Annotated in this window: 17 protein-coding genes; 5 read left to right on the forward strand and 12 right to left on the reverse strand. The window is 66.0% G+C overall.

Annotated elements, in window-relative coordinates; genetic code table 11:
* Positions 1 to 91: 91 nt before the first annotated feature.
* Positions 92 to 733, forward strand: a complete 642-nt coding sequence (locus GD628_RS09730) for a hypothetical protein (RefSeq protein WP_152274559.1) — start codon at positions 92 to 94, stop codon at positions 731 to 733.
* Here the strand turns inward: GD628_RS09730 and GD628_RS09735 are convergent.
* From GD628_RS09735 to pdxT, 9 genes are all read right to left on the reverse strand, one after another.
* A complete protein-coding gene (locus GD628_RS09735) occupies positions 730 to 3,156 on the reverse strand; it encodes a RelA/SpoT family protein (protein ID WP_091604441.1) in 2,427 nt (808 codons plus the stop codon). The genes GD628_RS09730 and GD628_RS09735 overlap by 4 nt on opposite strands.
* Positions 3,157 to 3,280: 124 nt before the next feature.
* Positions 3,281 to 4,303 carry a protein translocase subunit SecF gene (secF, locus tag GD628_RS09740; protein WP_091604437.1) on the reverse strand — a complete coding sequence of 341 codons (1,023 nt, stop codon included), beginning with the start codon at positions 4,301 to 4,303 and terminating at the stop codon, positions 3,281 to 3,283.
* Positions 4,303 to 6,132 (reverse strand): protein translocase subunit SecD, encoded by a 1,830-nt coding sequence (gene secD, locus GD628_RS09745; RefSeq protein ID WP_152274560.1) that lies wholly within the window; start codon positions 6,130 to 6,132, stop codon positions 4,303 to 4,305. The genes secF and secD overlap by 1 nt, the downstream gene beginning before the upstream one ends.
* Before the next feature lie 88 nt (positions 6,133 to 6,220).
* Positions 6,221 to 6,700 carry a preprotein translocase subunit YajC gene (gene yajC, locus GD628_RS09750; protein WP_263129009.1) on the reverse strand — a complete coding sequence of 160 codons (480 nt, stop codon included), beginning with the start codon at positions 6,698 to 6,700 and terminating at the stop codon, positions 6,221 to 6,223.
* 177 nt (positions 6,701 to 6,877) lie between these two features.
* Positions 6,878 to 7,939, reverse strand: a complete 1,062-nt coding sequence (gene ruvB / locus GD628_RS09755) for a Holliday junction branch migration DNA helicase RuvB (RefSeq protein ID WP_226802474.1) — start codon at positions 7,937 to 7,939, stop codon at positions 6,878 to 6,880.
* Between the two features lie 19 nt (positions 7,940 to 7,958).
* Complete coding sequence (gene ruvA, locus GD628_RS09760; protein WP_152274561.1) at positions 7,959 to 8,588, reverse strand: Holliday junction branch migration protein RuvA; 630 nt, start codon at positions 8,586 to 8,588, stop codon at positions 7,959 to 7,961.
* Between the two features lie 84 nt (positions 8,589 to 8,672).
* Positions 8,673 to 9,281 (reverse strand): crossover junction endodeoxyribonuclease RuvC, encoded by a 609-nt coding sequence (ruvC, locus tag GD628_RS09765; protein ID WP_091604428.1) that lies wholly within the window; start codon positions 9,279 to 9,281, stop codon positions 8,673 to 8,675.
* Between the two features lie 7 nt (positions 9,282 to 9,288).
* Positions 9,289 to 10,044 carry a YebC/PmpR family DNA-binding transcriptional regulator gene (locus GD628_RS09770; RefSeq protein ID WP_152274562.1) on the reverse strand — a complete coding sequence of 252 codons (756 nt, stop codon included), beginning with the start codon at positions 10,042 to 10,044 and terminating at the stop codon, positions 9,289 to 9,291.
* 3 nt (positions 10,045 to 10,047) lie between these two features.
* Positions 10,048 to 10,755: a pyridoxal 5'-phosphate synthase glutaminase subunit PdxT gene (gene pdxT / locus GD628_RS09775; RefSeq protein WP_152274563.1), complete on the reverse strand. Its 708-nt coding sequence runs from the start codon at positions 10,753 to 10,755 to the stop codon at positions 10,048 to 10,050.
* Between the two features lie 66 nt (positions 10,756 to 10,821).
* On the opposite strand from pdxT, the gene GD628_RS09780 reads away from it, so the two are divergent.
* Together GD628_RS09780 and GD628_RS09785 are read left to right on the forward strand one after the other, a co-directional pair.
* Positions 10,822 to 12,090 carry a Mur ligase family protein gene (locus GD628_RS09780; RefSeq protein WP_152274564.1) on the forward strand — a complete coding sequence of 423 codons (1,269 nt, stop codon included), beginning with the start codon at positions 10,822 to 10,824 and terminating at the stop codon, positions 12,088 to 12,090.
* Positions 12,087 to 12,827, forward strand: coding sequence for a type 1 glutamine amidotransferase (locus GD628_RS09785; protein WP_091604416.1), 741 nt, complete (start codon positions 12,087 to 12,089; stop codon positions 12,825 to 12,827). The genes GD628_RS09780 and GD628_RS09785 overlap by 4 nt, the downstream gene beginning before the upstream one ends.
* A 1,082-nt stretch (positions 12,828 to 13,909) precedes the next feature.
* On the opposite strand, the gene GD628_RS09790 is transcribed toward GD628_RS09785, so the two are convergent.
* The 3 genes from GD628_RS09790 to GD628_RS09800 all read right to left on the reverse strand — a co-directional run bounded on the left by GD628_RS09790 (position 13,910) and on the right by GD628_RS09800 (position 16,530).
* Entirely contained in the window at positions 13,910 to 14,452 is a 543-nt protein-coding gene (locus GD628_RS09790; protein ID WP_152274565.1) for a dihydrofolate reductase family protein, read from the reverse strand.
* A 57-nt stretch (positions 14,453 to 14,509) separates the two neighbouring features.
* The gene (locus GD628_RS09795; protein WP_226802475.1) at positions 14,510 to 15,046 is read right to left on the reverse strand and encodes a GNAT family N-acetyltransferase; all 537 of its coding nucleotides are present in this window, start codon (positions 15,044 to 15,046) and stop codon (positions 14,510 to 14,512) included.
* Between the two features lie 236 nt (positions 15,047 to 15,282).
* Complete coding sequence (locus GD628_RS09800; protein WP_152274567.1) at positions 15,283 to 16,530, reverse strand: CapA family protein; 1,248 nt, start codon at positions 16,528 to 16,530, stop codon at positions 15,283 to 15,285.
* Between the two features lie 113 nt (positions 16,531 to 16,643).
* Between GD628_RS09800 and GD628_RS09805 the strand changes: the two genes are divergently transcribed.
* Together GD628_RS09805 and GD628_RS09810 are read left to right on the forward strand one after the other, a co-directional pair.
* Complete coding sequence (locus GD628_RS09805; protein ID WP_152274568.1) at positions 16,644 to 18,668, forward strand: M3 family metallopeptidase; 2,025 nt, start codon at positions 16,644 to 16,646, stop codon at positions 18,666 to 18,668.
* 5 nt (positions 18,669 to 18,673) lie between these two features.
* On the forward strand, positions 18,674 to 19,387 hold the full coding sequence (locus GD628_RS09810) for a GNAT family N-acetyltransferase (protein ID WP_091604404.1): 714 nt from the start codon (positions 18,674 to 18,676) through the stop codon (positions 19,385 to 19,387).
* Positions 19,388 to 19,449 lie beyond the last annotated feature (62 nt).

Genomic DNA, 19,449 nt, shown 5'->3' on the forward strand with positions numbered 1-19,449 from the left:
GCGCTCTACGCGCCGGCAGGCCCGGACTCCGCTTTTCCACAGGCGGCGTCCGGGCCTTTCGCTATAACCCGCGGGCAGGAAGTCTGGAGGAATGTCCCTCCCCTGCCCGGACCACGGTGCAATCCCCCAGGTCACCTCCACGGGCGGTGCGGTGTTTCATGCCGGCCAGGTGTTCACGCTTCCCGAGCTGCAGGGCATGTGCCGCGACGGCCTGCTGACGCGGGTGTACGGCGATACCTTCCTGCGGTGGGATGTTCGGGTCTCTCCGCTGGCCAGGGCGCTGGCAGCGCAGCACAGCCTGCCGGAACAGGTTCGCGGGCGCTACGCCTTCGGCTGGATGAGCGCAGCCTGGATCTTCGGCTGCGCCGATTCCCCGGGCAGGCTGGCCCTGCTCGCGGATTCCCGGCGCAGGAGCACCGCCCTGCCGCCGTTCAGCGGAGCGGTGCTGCATGAGGTGGCGCTTGGTCCTGCGGACCGAGTGCTGCTGGGTTCCGTGCCGGTGACGCATCCGCTGCGGACCGCGTACGACGTCGCCCTCCACTTTCCGCTGGAGCAGTCAGCGCCGGTGCTGCTGGCCATGGCCAGGGACGCGGAGCTGAACTGTCCGCCATCGTACCTGTTGACCCTGCTGCGCAGCGGCTACCGCATTCCCGGAACGCGGCGCGCACTCAAGGCGGTGGCACAGGTGGCAGCGGAACTGGAAAGAGAATCCGGGTCCGCTGCCCGGCGCTAGACCCGGCGCTGGTCTCCCGTGGTCCGGTAGACGTCGTACACGCCGTCTATCCGGCGGACCGCGCTGAGGATGTGGCTGAGGTACTTGGGATCGCCCATCTCAAAGACGAACTTGGACATGGCCACGCGGTCGCTGGAGGTGTTCACGCTGGCCGAGAGGATGTTCACGTGGTTCTCGGAGAGCACCCGCGTGACGTCGGAGAGCAGTGACTTCCGGTCCAGTGCCTCCACCTGGATTTCGACCAGGAACACGGAGGACTGGGTAGGTGCCCAGTCAACGGCAACAATGCGGTCCGGCTGGTCCCGCAGCTCCTGGACGTTCCGGCAGTCGGTGCGGTGCACCGAGACGCCCGATCCGCGGGTCACGAAGCCGATGATTGGATCCGGCGGCACCGGAGTGCAGCAGCGGGCCAGCTTCACCCATACGTCCCCTACCCCGCGCACGGTGACGCCGGAGTCGGAGAACTTGGGCCGCTTCGCATTCGCGGAGGACACCGGAGTGTCCGCGAGGTCCTCCTCGGCACCCTGGTGCCCGCCCATGAGCGAAACCAGGTGCTCAATGACGTTCTGCGCGGAGGTATGGCCGTCACCAACGGCGGCATACAGCGCGGAGATGTCCTGGTGGTGAAGTTCCTGTGCCACGGCGATCAGCGCGTCATGCGTCATGAGGCGCTGCAGCGGCAGGTTCTGCTTTCGCATGCCGCGGGTCAGCAGGTCCTTGCCCTTTTCGATCGCCTCTTCGCGGCGTTCCTTGGTGAACCACTGGCGGATCTTGTTGCGTGCGCGGGGACTCTTGACGAATCCCTGCCAGTCCTGGCTCGGTCCGGCGCCTTCGGCCTTGGAGGTGAAGATCTCCACCCAGTCCCCGTGCTGGAGCTCGCTGTTCAGTGGAACCAGCTTGCCGTTGACGCGGGCGCCGATGGTCCGGTGGCCCACTTCCGTGTGCACGGCGTAGGCGAAGTCCACCGGAGTCGAGCCGGCGGGCAGGGCCATGACCTCACCCTTGGGCGTGAACACGAATACTTCGCGGGCGTTGATCTCGAACCGCAGCGAATCCAGGAACTCGTCCGGATCCGAGGTTTCCTGCTGCCAGTCCACCAGGGACCGCAGCCAGCCCATGTCCGAGTTGTCCGGAGCGGGCGAGCCGTTCTTCGCGCTGTCCTTGTACTTCCAGTGCGCGGCAACACCGTACTCGGCGCGGCGGTGCATGTCATGGGTGCGGATCTGGATTTCCACCGGCTTGCCGCCCGGCCCGATCACCGTGGTGTGCAGCGACTGGTACATGTTGAACTTCGGCATGGCGATGTAGTCCTTGAACCGCCCGGGCAGGGGGTTCCAGCGCGCATGCAGTGCGCCAAGCGTGGCGTAGCAGTCCCGGACCGAGTCCACGAGCACCCGCACGCCCATCAGGTCATGGATGTCGTCGAAGTCCTTGCCCCGCACAATCATCTTCTGGTAGATCGAGTAATAGTGCTTGGGGCGGCCGGTGATGGTGGCCTTGATTTTGACGCTGTGCAGGTCTTCGGCGATCTGGCTGCGCACGGTGGAGAGGTACTTCTCCCGCTCGGGGGTCCTGTCCCCCACCATGCGGACAATCTCGTCATAGACCTTCGGGTGCAGGGCCGCGAAGGAGAGGTCTTCAAGTTCCCACTTGATGGTGTTCATGCCGAGCCGGTGGGCCAGCGGGGCGAAGATTTCGAGTGTTTCCCGTGCCTTGCGTGCGGAAGACTCCGGCGAGACGAAGCGCCAGGTGCGGGCATTGTGCAGGCGGTCCGCCAGCTTGATGACCAGCACGCGGATGTCCTTGGCCATGGCGACGACCATCTTGCGCACGGTCTCGGACTGGGCCGCGTCACCGAAGGTCACCTTGTCCAGCTTGGTAACACCGTCCACCAGCATTGCCACTTCGGGACCGAATTCGCTGCGCAGCTCATCCAGCGAGTAGGCAGTGTCCTCCACCGTGTCATGCAGCAGGGCGGCGGCCAGGGTAGTGCCGGTCATGCCGAGTTCGGCAAGGATGGTGGCGACGGCGACCGGATGGGTGATGTACGGGTCGCCGCTCTTGCGCTTCTGGCCTTCGTGGCAGCGCTCGGCGACTAGGTAGGCGCGCTGGATCAGGTCCAGGTCTTCGCGCGGGTTATTGGCTCGGACCGTGCGCAGGAGGGGTTCGAGCATCGGTGAGTAGGATGTCCCCCGGCCGGCCAGGCGGGCCAGCCGGGCACGCGTACCGTGCCTGCGTACCGGGGCGGGTTTGGGCGCGGGCTTCTGGGCAGGAGCAACCGCCTGCCCGGGGCCAGGCTTTACCTGGACTGCGGCAGGCGTCTTACCGCCGGACCCCTTGTCCGGGGAGTTCACCGCTTCCGGGACAGAGTTCTCGTCCCGGTCTTTTCCTGCGCTTTCGGCAGGCGTCGCGCTCTCGGCCAACTGCTGCCCTTTCTTTCCAGATATCTGCCCAGTCTATGCCCCTTGGCTGCCCCGCTTACACCACCGGTTCCGTTCTTCCCCCGTGGGAAGTAACGGAACCGGTGGCAGGAAAGCAGTCTGGGTGTTACGTCGCGGAAGCGGCGGCCGGCGCGGCCGGCGCCTCCTGTTCACGGCGCTCGGTGACGCGCTTGGTGTGCTTCACGATTTCCGGCTCGCGGCGGCGCAGCCAGGCGTAGAGCGGGGCGGCGACGAACAGGGTGCCCAGGGTACCCAGGATGATGCCGATGAACAGCGCCAGGGACAGGTCCTTCAGGGTGCCGGCGCCCAGCAGGTAGGCACCGATGAAGAGCACGGATGCCACGGGCAGCACTGCGACCACGGAGGTGTTGATCGATCGGACCAGCGTCTGGTTGACGGCGAGGTTCACCTGTTCGGCGAACGTCCGCTTGGTCTGTTTATCCAGGTTGGCCGTGTTTTCCCGGATCTTGTCGAAGACCACCACCGTGTCATAGAGCGAGTAGCTCAGGACGGTAAGGAACCCGATGATGGCCGACGGCGTTACCTCGAACCCGCTGAGCGCGTACAGGCCGGCGGTCACCGTCATGACCACCAGCAGTCCGGTGATCGCGGCGAGGGACATCTTCCAGGTCCTGAAGTACAGGGCCATCAGCAGGGCGGCCAGGGCGACGAACACCACGAGGCCAATGAGGGCCTGCCGGCTGACGTCGTTGCCCCACGTCGGGCCAATGAAGGTGGACGTCACCTGGTCCTCGTTGACGCCGTACCCCTCAGCCAGGGCCGTCTTCACGTCCAAGGTCTGGTCGTCGCTGAGCTCTTCGGTCTGGATGCGCATTGTCCCGGGGGAAATGTTGGTCACGCGCGGATCGGAACCGGAGACTACTTCGCTCACGGCTTCTTCACCCACCGAAACCTGCGTGTCCTCCACGCCGGAAACGGTGAACTCGGAACCGCCGCGGAAATCGATTCCCAGGTTGAACCCGCCCTTGGCTACCGGGATCAGGATTGAGAGCAGCACCGCAGCTGCGGCAATCAGGAACCACAGCCGGTAGCGTCCCACGAAGTTGTAGGACCGTTTGCCGGTGTAGAGCTCATTGCCGAACCGGGCGAACGCGGGAAGCTTACCCATCAGTTGCCCTCCTTCTCCGCGTCGCGGCCGGAGCCTGCCATTGAATCGTGTTTGTCCGCAGCCTCGTTGGGCTTTGCGGATTCGTCCTTGCCGCCGCTTGCGGCCGCTGCCCGGCGCTCGGCAATCGTCATCCGGCGCTCTGCTTCGCGGGCGGCGCCCTTGTTCTTTGCCTTCGAGGCCCCTGCGGGTTTGACGGCGGGAGCGGGCGAGCCTGCGGCGTCGTCGTTGGCGTTGGTCGCTGCCGGTTCGCGCAGGCGTCCTGCGCCGCGGTAGACCGGAACGGCACCCAGGCGCGTGGCATCGAGGCCGGACCATTTATGGCCCTTGCCGAAGAACTTGGTCCGGGCCAGCAGGACCATCACCGGGTGCGTGAACATAAACACGACGATGAGGTCGGCGATGGCAGTCAGGCCGAGGGTGAAGGCGAAGCCGCGGACGTTGCCAACGGCGACGAAGTACAGCACGACGGCGGCGAGCAGGTTCACTGCCTTGGACGCCAGGACCGTGCGCTTGGCACGCTTCCAGCCGATGTCCACGGCGGAGACCAGTCCCCTGCCCTCACGCAGTTCGTCACGGATTCGCTCGAAGTAGACGATGAACGAGTCCGCGGTCAGGCCGATGGCCACAATCAGGCCCGCAACACCTGCCAGTGAGAGGCGGTAGTTGTGGGACCAGCCGAGGATCGCAATGGCCAGGTACGTCAGCACGCCGGCCACAATGAGCGAGGTGATGGTAACGAAGCCGAGGGCCCGGTACTGGAAGAGCGAATACACGGCCACCAGGATCAGGCCAATGATGCCGGCGATCAGGCCCATGCGGAGCTGGTCGGCGCCAAGGGTGGCGGAGACCTGCTGCTCGCTCTGGATGTCGAAGCTGATCGGCAGGGCACCGTACTTCAGCTGCTCGGAAAGCGCTTTGGCGGTCTCCTGCGTGAACTGGCCGGTGATCTGGGCGTTGCCGTCGGTGATCAGGACGTTCATGGACGGGGCGGAAATCACCTGTCCGTCCAGGACGATCGCGAACTGGTTCTGCGGGGATCCGTCACCGAAGCTGAGCAGGCGCTCGGAGACAGCGCGGAACTTCTCGGTACCTTCACGGTTGAAGTCGAGGTTGACGGCCCACTCGTTCAGGGACTGGCCCTGGCCGCTCTGTGCCATGCCGAAGCTGGCATCCTCCAGCATGGAGCCGGGGACTTCCACCGGCCCGAGGATGTACTTGCCGGCGGTTCCCGGTTCACAGGCAACCATCGGCTGGTCTGCCGGTGCCGGCTCCAGCGAAGCCTCAAGCGCCGAGGGGTCCAGGCAGTTCGTCGATTCGAACTCCTTGTACAGCTCGGGGGTGACCCAGTTCATGTCCGAACCGTTCTGGGGTTCAGCCGTGGGCTGCGGCAGTGCCTCGTCCGGCGTCGGCGTTTCCGCGGCAGGCGCCTGGCCCGGCCCGCCCATAATGACGGAGCGGAACTCCATGGCCGCCGAGGCCTGGATCAGTGCCCGGGTTTCGGCTGTCGGCGTGCCCGGAAGCGATACGACGACGTTCCGGCCGGACTGCGTGGTGATCTCCGCTTCGGAGACACCGCTGCCGTCCACGCGCTGGCGGATGATCTCCACGGCCTGGTCCAGCTGTTCCTGGCTGATCTGGGAGTCACCGCCCTGCACCTTCGGGGCAAGGATCATCTGGGTGCCGCCCTCAAGGTCAAGGGCGAGCTTTGGAGTCCAGCTGGCGTTGCTCCACATGGAGCCGCCGCCGAGCAAAAGGGCCAGGGCAGCAAAAAGGACGCCCAACCAAATGAGCGTCTTTTTTGCTGCCGGGCCGGAGCCGGTTCGAGGCATAAGGGTTTTCCTTTAGGGCGTGATCGCCGGAGACAGATGGATCCGGCGGACCTGCATCAACTGCTCTGCCTGCAGGTCCTCGGAGAGTCTAGTTGTCTTTCTTGTTCTCGCGGTCGAGGCGCTTAAGCGTTTCGTCCGGGGTCTCGTCCTGCGGTGCTTCAGCAGCCGCTTCGCGCGAACGGTCCTCGGCGGCAGATACGTCGCCGGTGAGGGAAGAAGCGTCATCGGGAACGACGGCGTCCTGGGTCTCTGCTTCCTCGGGCTGCGCGGTGACAACCTTGGTCAGCGCCTGGAGGTGAATGGTGGCGGTGTTGCCGGGAGAAAGCTCAAGGACAGCCTTGTTCTCTTCCTGGTCGACGGAGACGATGGTGCCGAAGAGACCGAACTGGGTCATGACCTCAGTGCCGGGAACCATCTGGGTGCGCTGCTCCTGGACGGTCTTCTGGGTCTTCTTCTGCTTCCGGAACATCATAAAGATGAACAGGCCGAGCAGGATCGGCAGCAGGAGGCTGGAGAACGTAAAACCGCCCTGAGCTCCCGTATCGGTGGTCTGGGCCAAGACATTCAAGAACACGAAGGGTTCCGTTTCTGTTGCGGTATGTATGCGGTATGCCGGAATCAGCGCACCGGCGGAGCGGACGTCAAAACAGTCTAAGGGGAAAACGGTCCACCGGCCGCTTAAGTTTCCCCGTAGATTTTATTGTGCAGGCATCCGCCGCTGATTGCATCCCGGGGCCGGAACCCGTCAGGGCTCGCCCGGGTCCGCCGATTCGGCCGTGCCCGGCCCGGTGTACAGCGATTCAGGGATGAGCTGCGCAGCGGCGTCGGGCATCTGCAGTCCCAGGTGTTCCCAGGCAGCGCGTGTGGCGATGCGGCCCCTCGGGGTGCGCCCCAGGAGGCCTTCGCGGACCAGGTAGGGTTCCGCGACCGTTTCCACGGTCTCCGGTTCTTCGCCGACGGCGATCGCCAGGGTGGACAAGCCCACGGGTCCCCCACCGAACTTGGTCACCAGGGCATGCAGCACGGCACGGTCCAGCCGGTCCAGGCCGCGTTCATCCACTTCATACATGTCCAGCGCAGCGCCCGCGGAGCGCGCGTCGATCTGGTCAATTCCGTGGACCAGTGCCCAGTCACGGACCCGCCGCAGCAGGCGGTTCGCGATACGCGGCGTTCCGCGGGACCGGCCGGCAACCTCGGCGAAACCGGCAGAGTTGACCTTCATGTCCATCAGCATGGCGGAGCGGCGCAGCACCAGCTCGAGTTCGGCGGTGGAATAGAACTCCAGGTGCCCGGTGAAGCCGAAGCGGTCCCGGAGCGGGCCCGGCAGCAGCCCGGCACGGGTGGTGGCGCCCACCAGGGTGAAGGGGGGAAGGTCCAGCGGAATGGCGGTGGCTCCGGCACCTTTACCCACCACGATGTCAACGCGGAAGTCTTCCATGGCCATGTAGAGCATTTCCTCGGCAGGCCGTGACATCCGGTGGATCTCATCGAGGAAAAGTACTTCCCCCTCCGTGAGGGAGGAGAGGATGGCCGCCAGATCGCCGGCGTGCTGGATCGCCGGGCCGGAGCTGATCCGCAGTGGCGCGTTCATCTCGGCGGCAATGATCATGGACAGCGTGGTCTTGCCCAGGCCGGGAGGGCCGGAAAGCAGTACGTGGTCTGCGCTGCGGCCGCGCAGGCGGGAGGCTTCCAGGACCAGGGACAGCTGCTCCCGGACGCGCTTCTGGCCCACGAAATCGTCGAGGTTCTTCGGGCGCAGCGCGGCTTCGATTGCCTTGTCATCCGGATCAGGGGCCGCCGTGGTCAGCGTTTCGGAGGCGGCCACGCTAGCCCGCCCGCTGCGGGGACCGGGCGCGGGCGCCGTCCTGGCCGAGGCGGCGGAGGGTCAGGCGCAGGATTTCGGCCACGTTGCCCGCCGCGGCGGCGTCGGGATGCTCTGCCGCCGTGGCTTCAACGGCGGCCGTGGCGTCCTTCTCCGACCAGCCCAGCCCGGTCATCGCGGAGAGCACCTGCTCGTTCCAGGCCGTCACGCCGGCCGGCGCTTCATCGGTGCCGAGCGGAACCAGCTTGTCCGCGAGCTCCAGGACAATCCGGCGGGCTCCCTTGGGGCCGATTCCCGGAACCTTGCTGAAGGCCTTGTCATCCCCGGATGAGGCGGCGATCCGCACTGCTTCGGGTGTGTGGACTGCCAGCACGGCGAGGGCGATGCGCGGGCCGACGCCGCTGACGCCCAGCAGGGTCTCAAACACTTCCCGTTCCCCCGGCTCGGCGAAGCCGAACAGGGTCATCGAATCCTCGCGGACAATGAGGGCCGTGTGCAGCAGCGCTTCGGCGCCTGTCCGCAGGGACATCAGGGTCTGCGGAGTTGCCTGGACGGCCATGCCGACGCCGTTGACGTCAAGGACGGCGGATGCAGTGCCGACGTAGGTTACGACGCCGCGTAGGGAGGCAATCATGGGGAAACTCCGTGCTGTGATCCGGGAACGAAATAGAACATATCTACGAACAGCCTACTGTCCCGGCCCGGGTTTGCCGGAACTTTAGCGGTGCGCGCGTTTCGCTTTGGCTTCAGCTTCCGCCCACAGCCGCTGCGCCGGGGTGAGGCCGGTGGCGGCCAGTCCCCCGCCCGCTGCCGCCGATCCCTGGGTAGCTGCCTGCCCCGGCCCCATGGCACCGCGGCGCCAGGCGTGGGCGATGGCCAGCGCAAGGGCATCGGCGGCGTCGGCCGGCCGCGGCATTTCCGTGAGCCGCAGGATCTTGGTGACCATCCTGCCCACTGCCTCCTTGTTCGCCGACCCCGAACCGGTTACCGCGGCCTTGACCTCGGTGGGGGTGTGCAGGGCTACCGGAATCCCGCGGCGCGCGGCGGCAGCAATAACGACGCCGGACGCCTGCGCGGTGCCCATCACGGTGCTGACATTGAGCTGGCTGAAGACCCGCTCAACGGCCAGGACATCCGGTGTGTGCGTATCGAGCCAGAGCTCAATCGCCTCCGAAATGGCCAGCAGCCGGGCGTCGAGGGCAGTGCCGGCTTCAGTGCCGGCCACCCCCACGGCCACCATGGTGGCGCGGCGGTTGCCCTCGACGTCGACTACGCCCAGTCCACAGCGGGTCAGTCCCGGGTCAACCCCCAGGACCCGGAGAGGCACGCGGTGCTCAGTCTTCTTCGAGCTGCGCGAAAACGTCCGCAGAGATGTCGGCGTTGGAGTACACGTTCTGGACGTCGTCCAGTTCCTCCAGCGCGTCGACGAGCTTCATGAACTTCCGGGCGGCGTCTGCTTCCAGGTCCACCAGCATGGAGGAAACGAACTCGACTTCGTCGGTCTCGTATTCGATGCCGGCTTCCTCGAGGGCTGCCACTACGGCACGCAGGTCCGTGGGGTCGCAGTGGATCTCGAAGTTGTCGCCGGATTCCTTGACTTCGTCAGCACCGGCGTCGAGCACTGCCATCAGCAGGTCATCCTCGGTGAGGTCCTTCTTGGGCAGGGAGATAACGCCCTTGCGGTTGAACATGTAGGAAACCGAGCCGGGATCCGCCACCGAGCCGCCGTTGCGGGTGATAGCCAGGCGGACTTCGGAGGCCGCGCGGTTCTTGTTGTCCGTGAGGCACTCGATCAGGACGGCGGATCCCTGGGGACCGCGGGCTTCGTACATGATTTCCGTGTAGTCGACGACTTCACCGGTCAGGCCGGCGCCGCGCTTGATGGCGCGGTCGATGTTGTCATTGGGAACAGAGGTCTTCTTGGCCTTCTGCACGGCGAGTTCAAGGCCGGGGTTGCCGGCCATGTCCGCGCCGCCGGCACGCGCCGCAACTTCGATGTTCTTGATCAGCTTGGCAAAGGACTTTGCACGCTTGGCATCAATTGCGGCCTTCTTGTGCTTGGTGGTTGCCCATTTCGAGTGGCCCGACATGCTTTACGCGTCTCCTCTGATCATCTGGATAAATAGTTCGTGGATACGGCGCTCCCCCGTTACTTCCGGATGGAACGAGGTGGCCAGCAGTTTTCCCGAACGCACTGCGACAATTCTAGCGACTGAATCAGCTGCACCACTTTCAGCGCCCGCTGCGGCGTCTCCGGCCGGGACCTGTGCAAGAACCTGCACGGAGGAGCCTACCTTCTCCACCCAGGGCGCCCGGATAAAGACGGCGTGCACGTTTTCGGTGTGAGCCGCGGGGTCCTGGCTGGGCAGGGACTGCAGGCCGGTAAACGGGAGGCTGGTCTCGAAGGACTCACGCTGCCGGCCGAATGCGTTGCGGCGCACCACTATGTCCAGCCCGCCGAGGGTCTGCTGGGGTTCTCCAGCCGCGTCCAGCGCCGGGTCGGTGATGCGTTCGGCGAGCAGGATCATGCCTGCGCAGGAGCCGTAGACGGGAAATCCTTCCGCAATCTTTGCGCGGAGCGGTTCGGCGATGCTGTAGAGGCGCATCAGCTTGTCAATGGTGGTGGATTCCCCACCGGGAAGCACCAGCCCGTCCAGGGCGTCGAGCTCTGCTGCGCGGCGGACCAGCGTTGTGCGCGCCCCTGCCGCTTCGAGGGCGTGTACGTGTTCACGGACTCCGCCCTGGAGCGCCAGCACTCCCACCAGCGGTGACGCGGCGTCCTGCGGCGTGATTTCAGTCATTGGATCATTCTAGGTTGCCCGCGGCGTCCCGGCCCGGTTCGTGACGGTGGGATATATTCGGTATCCATGAGTTCTTTCTCCATTCTGGTCGGCAAACTGGTCCGCGGCGCCTCGCGGCTGCGCGGCGGAGGGTCCGCACTTCCCGGCCTCGTGGTGGAGAAAATCGATCCGGATTTCATCCGGCGGACGCTCTCCACCCTGCCCCTCGGCGTCGCCGTCGTTTCCGGTACCAACGGCAAAACCACCACCACCAAGATGGTCGTGGAGCTGCTGGAAGGCCAGGGCCTGAAGGTCTTCACCAACCGGACCGGCAGCAACTTCACCCGCGGCGTGGCCGCGGCACTGCTTGGCGAAGTGGACCTGCGCGGGCGCCTGGACGCGGACATTGCCGTCCTGGAGCTGGACGAAGCCCATGCCGTTCACTTCGTGAAGCTCATCCAGCCGCGTTATGCCCTGCTGCTCAACGTCCTGCGGGACCAGCTGGACCGCTTCGGCGAGATCGACAAGACCACCCGGCTGCTGGAACAGATCGCGAAGGCCACTACGGAAACCGTGGTGCTGAACCGCGAGGATCCGCGGGTAGCCTCCATCGCCGATTCCCTGTCCGGCCCGAAGGTCGCCTACTTTGGCCTGGATGCCTCGCTGCGCAGCACTTTCCCGAACGACGACGAGATGCGCGGCTCCCGCTCCGAAGCGATCGCCGCCGCCCAGCCCGCCGACGTCGTGCTCACCCGGGTCGCCGAAACGGAGGCTGACTTCCTGGTTGACGGCACTCCTACCACCACGGGGTTGAAGCTCCGCGGCGTCTACAACATCTTCAACGCGGCCGCGGCACTGACGTTTGCCCGGCAGATCCTGGGCGCCAAGGCAAACCGGACGGCGCTGTTCGAGTCGCTGTCAAACGTTGAACCGGCCTTCGGCCGCGGTGAATCCCTGACCGTGAACGGCGCACCGCTGGAACTGGTGCTGGTGAAAAACCCCTCAGGATTCCGTCTGGGCCTGAAGTCCTTCGCGGCACACGGTTACGCAACCATGATCGCCATCAATGACAACTACGCAGACGGCCGGGACATGTCCTGGCTCTGGGATGTGGACTTCGAAACGCTCTCTGACGGCGTAGACATGGTCGCCGGTGTGCGCGCTTATGACATGGCCCTGCGCCTGAAGTATGACGACGTTCCGGTGGGAGACGTTCTTCCGGACATCCCCGATGCGCTGGCCAAGTTCATTGCCGGTACCGGCACGCAGCCGAAGCGCATTTTCTGTACCTACACCGCCATGCTTGCCGTGCGGCGCGAACTGTCCAAGATCACGAAGGTTGAGGTGGTCTCATGAGCCGGGACATCCACATTGTCCAGCTGTACCCCCGGGACATGAACATCTACGGCGACTGGGGCAACGTCCTGGTGCTCAAACAGCGCCTGAAGTGGCAGGGGTACAACCCGGTAGTCACCGAGTACAACCCGGGCGATGAGTTCCCATCCGCTGCGGACCTCATAGTCGGCGGCGGCGGGCAGGACAGCGGCCAGGTGGTGATCCAGCAGGACCTGCAGGCCCTGGCGCCTTCGCTGCGCGCCATGGCCGACGACGGCCTGCCTATGCTGGTCATCTGCGGGCTCTACCAGCTCTTTGGCCGGTTCTTCAAAACGCACGACGGCGTCCTCATCCCCGGCATCGGGGTCCTGGACATTGAAACCCACGGCGGACCGGACCGGCTGATCGGCAATGTGCTCTCAGTCAGTGAAGAGTTCGGCGAGATCCACGGCTACGAGAACCACAGCGGCCAGACCTTCCTGGGGCCGGATGCGAAGCCTCTGGCGCTGGTCCGCAAGGGCGAGGGCAACAACTCCAAGGACGACACCGAGGGCGCCCGGTATCAGAACGTGGTGGCCAGCTACCTGCACGGTTCGCTTCTACCCAAGAACCCGGCGATCGCAGACTTCCTGATCGAGAAGGCTGTTACCCGCCGCTATGGTTCCTTCGACCCGGCTCCCGCGTCCGACGCGGACCTCGCCGAGCTTGCCCGCCTCTCCGAGCTCGCCCGTTCCCACGCTGCCAACCGTCCCCGGTAGTTCCCCGCGGGTTTTCCGGTGGCGGTGTCCGCTTAGCCGCGGCCGGGACCTGGCGGCCCCAACCGCCGCGCGCCCCTGCTGTCCGGACCTGTGTGCCTCAGCGTCCGGACCTGTGTGCCTCTGCGTCCGGATTCCCAGCCGCCGTTACCCCTGCGCCAGGTGTGACCCCGCCAGCCACCATCCGCAACGAGCCCTGGGAACCCCGGAGTCAGCCCTCTTTCCTGCAGGTGCCGCCTTCCGGGTTTCCCAGCCACCGTTACCCCGAGCGACCGGTGTGACCCCACCCGCCCCACCCATCACGAGCCCTGGGAACCCCGGCCTGCTGCCTCAACCGATCTCAACCTGCGCGACCGGGTTTCGCAGCCGCCGCAACCGCCACAGACCTTCGCCGCGGCGTTTCCCAGCCGCCCTTACCCCTGCGCCAGACGTGACCCCACCAGGCACCATCCGCAACGAGCCCTAGGAACCCCGGAGTCAGCCCCCTTTCCTGCAGGCGCCGCCTTCCGGGTTTCCCACCCGCCGTCACCCCGAGCGACCGGTGTGACCCCACCCGCCACACCTGTCACGAGCCCTGGGAACTGCCTCAACCGATCTCAACCTGCGCGACCGGGTTTCGCAGCCGCCGCAAGCGCCACAGACCTTCGCCGCGGCGTTTCCCAGCCGCCGTTACCCCTGCGCCAGACGTGACCCCACCAGGCACCATCCGCAACGAGCCCGGGGAACCCCGGAGTCAGCCCTCTTTCCTGCAGGTGCCGTCTTCCGGGTTTCCCACCCGCCGTTACCCCAGTGGCCGGTGTGAAGCCACCCGCCACACCTGTCACTCTCCGTAGGATCCGCCCACTCCAAAGGCAGGGTGACGCGGTGGGTTCGCCGGACGGGCCGGGTTAGGCGGCTTTAATACTCCAAAGCGAGCCCTGCGAGCGAAGGAGTTTCGTTGCCGCCGTTCCGGCCCGCCCGGCGGGCGGACAGACGGGCGAACGGGTGGAGACGAGCGGACAGGTCGGGTGGGCACACGGACAGGACGGGCGAGCGAACGGGGCAACCAGGCGTGCCGGAAGGACATGCCGGCACAGAGCCAGAAACTACCGAAGCACCCGGTACCGCAGGTGCACTCCGTCCCCGAACGCGGCCTCCTCAATCAGTTCCAGGTTCACCCGTTGGCCCAGCCCGCCGAAGAGGGAAATCCCGGCTCCAAGCAGGATCGGCACCACGTGCAGCTGGATCTCATCCACTGCGCCAAGCTGCAGGCACTGCCGTGAGATCCGCCCGCCGAGCAGGCTCACGGTTTTCTCCCCTGCGTCAACCTTGGCCATTTCAAGGGCGCTACCGATGTCATCCACGACGAAGGTGTAGGTGACCCCGTCCTTCACCACGGACTCCGCCGCCGTGTGTGTCATTAGGTAAACGGGCACCCCCGGCAGGCCGCCGTATGCCTCCTCCCCGTCCTCGATTGTCCGCGCACGGTTGGCACCACCAACGACGGCGCCGATCTCACCGACAACCCGGTTCACCAGCGCCGTGTCTTCCTCTGTCGCATCGACGTCGAACATCCAGTCGACGCCGCCCTCCGGGTCTGCCATGTACCCATCCAGCGTCACCGTCGCATGAATCAGAACCTTTGCCATGACGAAACTCCTTCCTGCGGCCAAGGACACCGGACGGCACCTCCGATGCAGGAAGTTCTACAGTTTGAGGGTCGGAAGATCCAGAGCCGGAGCAGGATCAGTCGCGAGCCGCGAATGCGTTTCCACATCGAAACGCACGCCTCCGTACTCCAGCTTTGACCGCTCAATCCCCTCCGGCGGGAAACCTGCACGTTGTGCCACGGCACAGGAGGCCGGATTGTTCACCCTGTGCCCCAATTCGATGCGGAAAAGGTTGAGATCGTGGAGCGCCCAGTCAGCCACGCCCGCCGCTGCCCTTCCGGCGAGTCCAAGTCCTCGGCTGTCGCGGCTGATCCAGTAAGACAGCCAGCCAGTGCGGTGCCGGTGATCTATGTGGCCGAGCCCGATATTCCCCACGGCCCGTCCGTCGACCTCCACGGCGAAGCTGCACATGCCGTCATCCGGGTGGAACCGCAGGTCGGATCGAATATAAGCCTCTGCAGCGTCCAGATCATCCACGGCAAGGCGGTCCATCTGGGTATCAAGATCAGGGGTTGCCTGAACAGCAGCCAACAGGGAGGCAACATCATCCGGCAGCCACGGCCGTAACGTCATTCTCACCAGCCGAGGCTAACAGCAACGATGCGTCGCGCCCCGACGGGCCGGGCGGGCTACGCAGCAAAGAGACGACGTGCGCTCCCAACGGGCGGGCCGGGTTAGGCGGCTTTAATACTCCGCAGCGAGCCCTGCGAGCGAAGGAGTTTCGTTGCCGCCGTTCCGGTCCGCCCGCCGTTCCGGCGCCCGGCGGATGGAGTACCGGTACGCCGGCCGGAGTCCATGCGGGACAGGCCTCAACGCGCAGAAACATCCTCGGACACCAGCCACTCGTGCGCCCCGTCCTGCCCGGCCCCCATGGACTCCACCACGGAGACCGTCCGCTGCCGCACTTCGGCCTGCTGTGCCTCCGACGCGCACGGCCCCTGCGGCAGGTCCGCGGCTACCGAGCACCACCGGTACGGATCACGCACAATGACCGACGGCGCCCAGGCGAGGTCACTGACCCGCCAGTCGGCGCCGTCGTTCTCCTGGGCAAACTGTGCCCGCACAATCAGGCCCTCATTGTTGACCGCGTACCAGGGCGAAAGCTCGGTGACCGCGTTGCCGAGACCGTAGACGATCCAGGTGCCGTTGTAGTTCTCGATCGGCAGCACGGAGTGCGTGTGGTGTCCGTAGATCAGGTCGAACTGGCCGCTGTCCGCCAGGGCATGGGCGGTTTCAATCTGCTGCGCGTTGGGCATGGAGGCGTATTCGTCACCGGCATGGACTGCGCCGAGCACAATGTCTGCGCCCTGTTCCCGGGCCGCCTGCGCCCGGGAAATCATGTCTTCGGCGTCGAGCATGTCCACCTGCCACGGGTGCTCCGCCTCGAGCCCGTTCAGGCCGTAGGTCGCTTCGATGACGCTGATCCGCGCCCCTGAAGTATCCAGAATCATCGGGATTTCGGAGTCCGCCTCGGTCGCATAGGAGCCGGTATGCTCCAGGCCCAGTGAATCCAGCACACCGAGGGTGCGGTTCAGGCCTTCGGTGCCGGCGTCGACGGTGTGGTTGCTGGCCGTGGTGCAGGCCTGGTAGCCGACGGCGGCGGCAGCGGTGAGGATCTGCGGCGGCACATTGAACATCGGGTAGCCGGCGTACGGTCCGTCCGCCTCTGCGACTGGAGTTTCCATGTGGCAGACGGCAAGGTCCGCTCCCGAGATGTAGGGACGCATGCCCTCCAGCAGCGGTTCGAAGTCCAGCGGCTGCTTCCCGGTGGTGCCGGCATCCAGGCGGGCCTGGTCCCAAAGCTGGGGATGGACCAGCAGGTCCCCCGCCAGCATCACCGAGGTGCAGCGGAGCCCGGGGCATTCCGGTCCGGCGCCCGGCGTCGCCGAGGGCTCGGGGGATGGATCCGCGGACGGAGAGGACGACGATGGCTCTGCAGCAGGGGCCGGGTCCGGCTCCTGCGCAGCGGTGCAGGAGCCAAGCCCCAGCGCCGATGCCAGTAGCAGCACGGCCAGCAGCTTCCCTGTCCGGGAAGCCGGTGGGCGGTCTTCGTTCATTCTTCCCCCGAATGTGTTGTCCTCAGTCCCGGCACGGCCCAATGCGGTCGAGGATGAGCATACGCGGCCCGTCGGCTGGTTGCGCAGGCCCCGCTGTGAAAGTGTTTGTTTCCATGAGCAACGCCCTACTTTCACCAAGCACCCTGCCGTACGGCCTCCCCGATTTCACGGCCATCACCACCGCCGATCTACTGCCGGCTTTCACCTCCGGGATGGAGGAACATCAGGAGGAGATCCGTGCCATCACCTCCAATCCGGAACCGGCAGGATTCGACAATACGATCGCGGCGCTGGAGCGCTCCGGCCAGACGCTGGCCCGGGCGGTTTCCGTGTTCTCCAACGCGGTGATGTCCCATGCAACGGAGGAGGTCCAGTCGCTGGAGCAGCAGGTCAGTCCCCTGCTCTCGGCGCACCAAGACACCATCTACCAGGATTCGGCACTGTTCGAGCGGGTGAACGCCGTACCGGCTGACGGCCTGGATGAAGAGTCTGCCCGCCTGCTTGCGGAGTACCGCCGCCTGTTCATTCGCGCCGGCGCAGCACTCGACGACGCCGGCAAGACACGGATGCGGGAACTGAACACCCGCCTCTCCGAACTGGGCACCACCTACTCCCAGCGGCTGCTCGCGGACACGAACGATTCGGCCCTGGTGCTGGACGATGCGGCGGACCTTGACGGACTCTCACCCGACGACGTCGCGTCTGCCGCCGCAGCTGCGGAGGCTGCGGGTGCCACGGGAAAGTATCTGCTCACCCTTGTTCTGCCGACGCCTCAGCCGGCCTTAGCGAAGCTGAAGAACCGGGACGTCCGGAGGCGGCTCTTCGAAGGCTCCGTTCACCGCGGATTCCGCGGCAACGCCAACTCAACCCTGGAGATTGCAGCCGAAATCGCCGCGCTGCGTGCTGAGCGGGCCGCGCTGCTGGGATACGAAAGCCACGCCGCCTATGCCGTGGAGGACCAGACCGCGCCCACCACGGCAGCAGTGGAAGACATGCTCTCCCAGCTGGTCCCGCCGGCGGTCCGCAACGCCGGGGCCGAAGCCGACAAGCTGCGTGCCGCTGCCGCCCGTGACGGGATCGAGGACTTTCAGCCGTGGGACTGGGCGTACTACTCGGAGCAGGTCCGGCGCGAGGAGTACGCCGTGGACCTTGAGGCCCTGCGTCCCTGGTTCGAACTTGAGCGGGTCCTTCACGACGGGGTGTTCTTCGCCGCCAACCGGCTCTACGGCATCACCTTCACGGAGCGTCCGGATCTCTCCGGCTACCATCCGGACGTCCGGGTCTGGGAAGTCCGGAATGAAGACGGAACGGGGCTGGGACTGTTCCTGGGCGACTACTTCACCAGGGACACGAAGAGCGGCGGTGCCTGGATGAACGAACTCGTCTCCCAGTCACGGCTGCTGGGCCACCAGCCGGTGGTGGTCAACAACCTGAACATCTCCAAGCCCGCAGCGGGCGAACCCGCACTCCTGACCTTCGACGAGGTAGTAACCGCCTTCCACGAGTTTGGCCACGCACTGCACGGCTTGTTCTCCGACGTCGGGTACCCGCGGTTTGCCGGAACGGCTGTTCCCCGTGACTTCGTGGAGTACCCGTCCCAGGTGAACGAGATGTGGATGCTCAACGATGAGGTTGCCGCCAATTTCGCACGGCACTACCAGACCGGGGAACCGCTTCCCTCGGGCCTGCTGGAAAAGATCCGGGCTGCCTCCCTGTGGGGCGAGGGTTTCCGGACCGCAGAGTACCTTGGAGCTACGCTGCTGGACTGGGCCTGGCATGTACTTTCGCCGGGACAGGAGCCGGTACCCGATCCGGAGGCCTTCGAGCACAAGGCGCTCGTGCAGGCAGGGATCGATCCGGCGCTGGTTCCGCCGCGGTACCGCACCGGCTACTTCAAGCACATCTTCCCGGGAGGCTACTCGGCCGGGTACTACTCCTACATCTGGAGTGAAGTGCTCGACGCCGACACGGTTCAGTGGTTTACCGAGAACGGCGGGCTGACCCGTGCCAACGGTGATGCGTTCCGGAGCAAGCTGCTGTCGAAGGGCTTCTCCCGGGATCCGCTGCAGTCCTTCCGTGACCTGCGCGGCCGGGACGCCCTCCTCGCTCCCCTGCTGGAACGCCGGGGCCTGTCCTGAAAACCATGCCCACCATTGCCTCCTGCCAGCGCCTGCAGCACACCTGGTTCTCCGCCCTCGCGTCAGCGACCGGCGGCCGTTCCTTTGGCACGCATGAGTCCCGGTGGGTTTGGCTTCCGGCACGCCGCCAGCTGATGCTGATGTTCCCGGAAGAGATATCGCCGTCGGGGATCCGGCCCGGGCTGGCGGAGGGTTCCCGGCTGGGAGCGTCCTCGGTTACTGCCTGGCTGGGCGGTTCAGTGGACAGCGCGCCGCTGGAGACGTTCGGTTTCCGGCGTGGACCGCAGACCTGCTGGATGACCGCACCCGTGCGCGCTCCGCAGGCCTGGTCCGCGGAAGGCGCCGCGGTTGAACACCAGCCGCGGGAAGTCTCCGGGGCCGACGCCGAGGAACTGCGGGTGGGGAACTCGCAGCCCCGGCAGGCCTGGCATATTGCGGCCCGGGATTCGGCCCGCATGACCGGGCGGGCCTACGCCTTCTATCCCACCGGCGTCGCGGGCTTGTCCAAGACCGCGGGGATCTTCTCCCTGGCCGTCGGCGCGTCCAGCCGGCGACGGGGTTTCGGTACCGCGCTGCTAAGTGCCGCAGCAGCCGCAGCGGAGTCAGCCGGAGCCGAACACCTGGTGGTGAACGCCACGGCCGCGGGCCAGGACCTGTGCTCGGCCCGGGGATTCTCCCTGGTGGGCCGCGGGCGCACCTACTCCATGGCACTCGGCTAGGAAAGCAAAAGCGCACCGGCACCGGGAGTACCCGGTGCCGGTGCGCTGTCTTTTCTTGCCGT

The organism is Arthrobacter koreensis, from assembly GCF_009193255.1.
Lineage (GTDB): Bacteria > Actinomycetota > Actinomycetes > Actinomycetales > Micrococcaceae > Arthrobacter_B > Arthrobacter_B koreensis.

What these genes read in the sequence shown, in the direction of transcription:
- GD628_RS09790 (WP_152274565.1), bottom strand. Translation starts at nt 14,452, where the DNA reads ATGGCAAAGGTTCTGATTCATGCGACGGTGACGCTGGATGGGTACATG.
- GD628_RS09730 (WP_152274559.1), top strand. Translation starts at nt 92, where the DNA reads ATGTCCCTCCCCTGCCCGGACCACGGTGCAATCCCCCAGGTCACCTCC.
- GD628_RS09800 (WP_152274567.1), bottom strand. Translation starts at nt 16,530, where the DNA reads ATGAACGAAGACCGCCCACCGGCTTCCCGGACAGGGAAGCTGCTGGCC.
- GD628_RS09805 (WP_152274568.1), top strand. Translation starts at nt 16,644, where the DNA reads ATGAGCAACGCCCTACTTTCACCAAGCACCCTGCCGTACGGCCTCCCC.
- secD (WP_152274560.1), bottom strand. Translation starts at nt 6,132, where the DNA reads ATGCCTCGAACCGGCTCCGGCCCGGCAGCAAAAAAGACGCTCATTTGG.
- ruvA (WP_152274561.1), bottom strand. Translation starts at nt 8,588, where the DNA reads ATGATTGCCTCCCTACGCGGCGTCGTAACCTACGTCGGCACTGCATCC.
- GD628_RS09785 (WP_091604416.1), top strand. Translation starts at nt 12,087, where the DNA reads ATGAGCCGGGACATCCACATTGTCCAGCTGTACCCCCGGGACATGAAC.
- GD628_RS09810 (WP_091604404.1), top strand. Translation starts at nt 18,674, where the DNA reads ATGCCCACCATTGCCTCCTGCCAGCGCCTGCAGCACACCTGGTTCTCC.
- GD628_RS09780 (WP_152274564.1), top strand. Translation starts at nt 10,822, where the DNA reads ATGAGTTCTTTCTCCATTCTGGTCGGCAAACTGGTCCGCGGCGCCTCG.
- GD628_RS09770 (WP_152274562.1), bottom strand. Translation starts at nt 10,044, where the DNA reads ATGTCGGGCCACTCGAAATGGGCAACCACCAAGCACAAGAAGGCCGCA.
- GD628_RS09795 (WP_226802475.1), bottom strand. Translation starts at nt 15,046, where the DNA reads ATGACGTTACGGCCGTGGCTGCCGGATGATGTTGCCTCCCTGTTGGCT.
- secF (WP_091604437.1), bottom strand. Translation starts at nt 4,303, where the DNA reads ATGGGTAAGCTTCCCGCGTTCGCCCGGTTCGGCAATGAGCTCTACACC.
- pdxT (WP_152274563.1), bottom strand. Translation starts at nt 10,755, where the DNA reads ATGACTGAAATCACGCCGCAGGACGCCGCGTCACCGCTGGTGGGAGTG.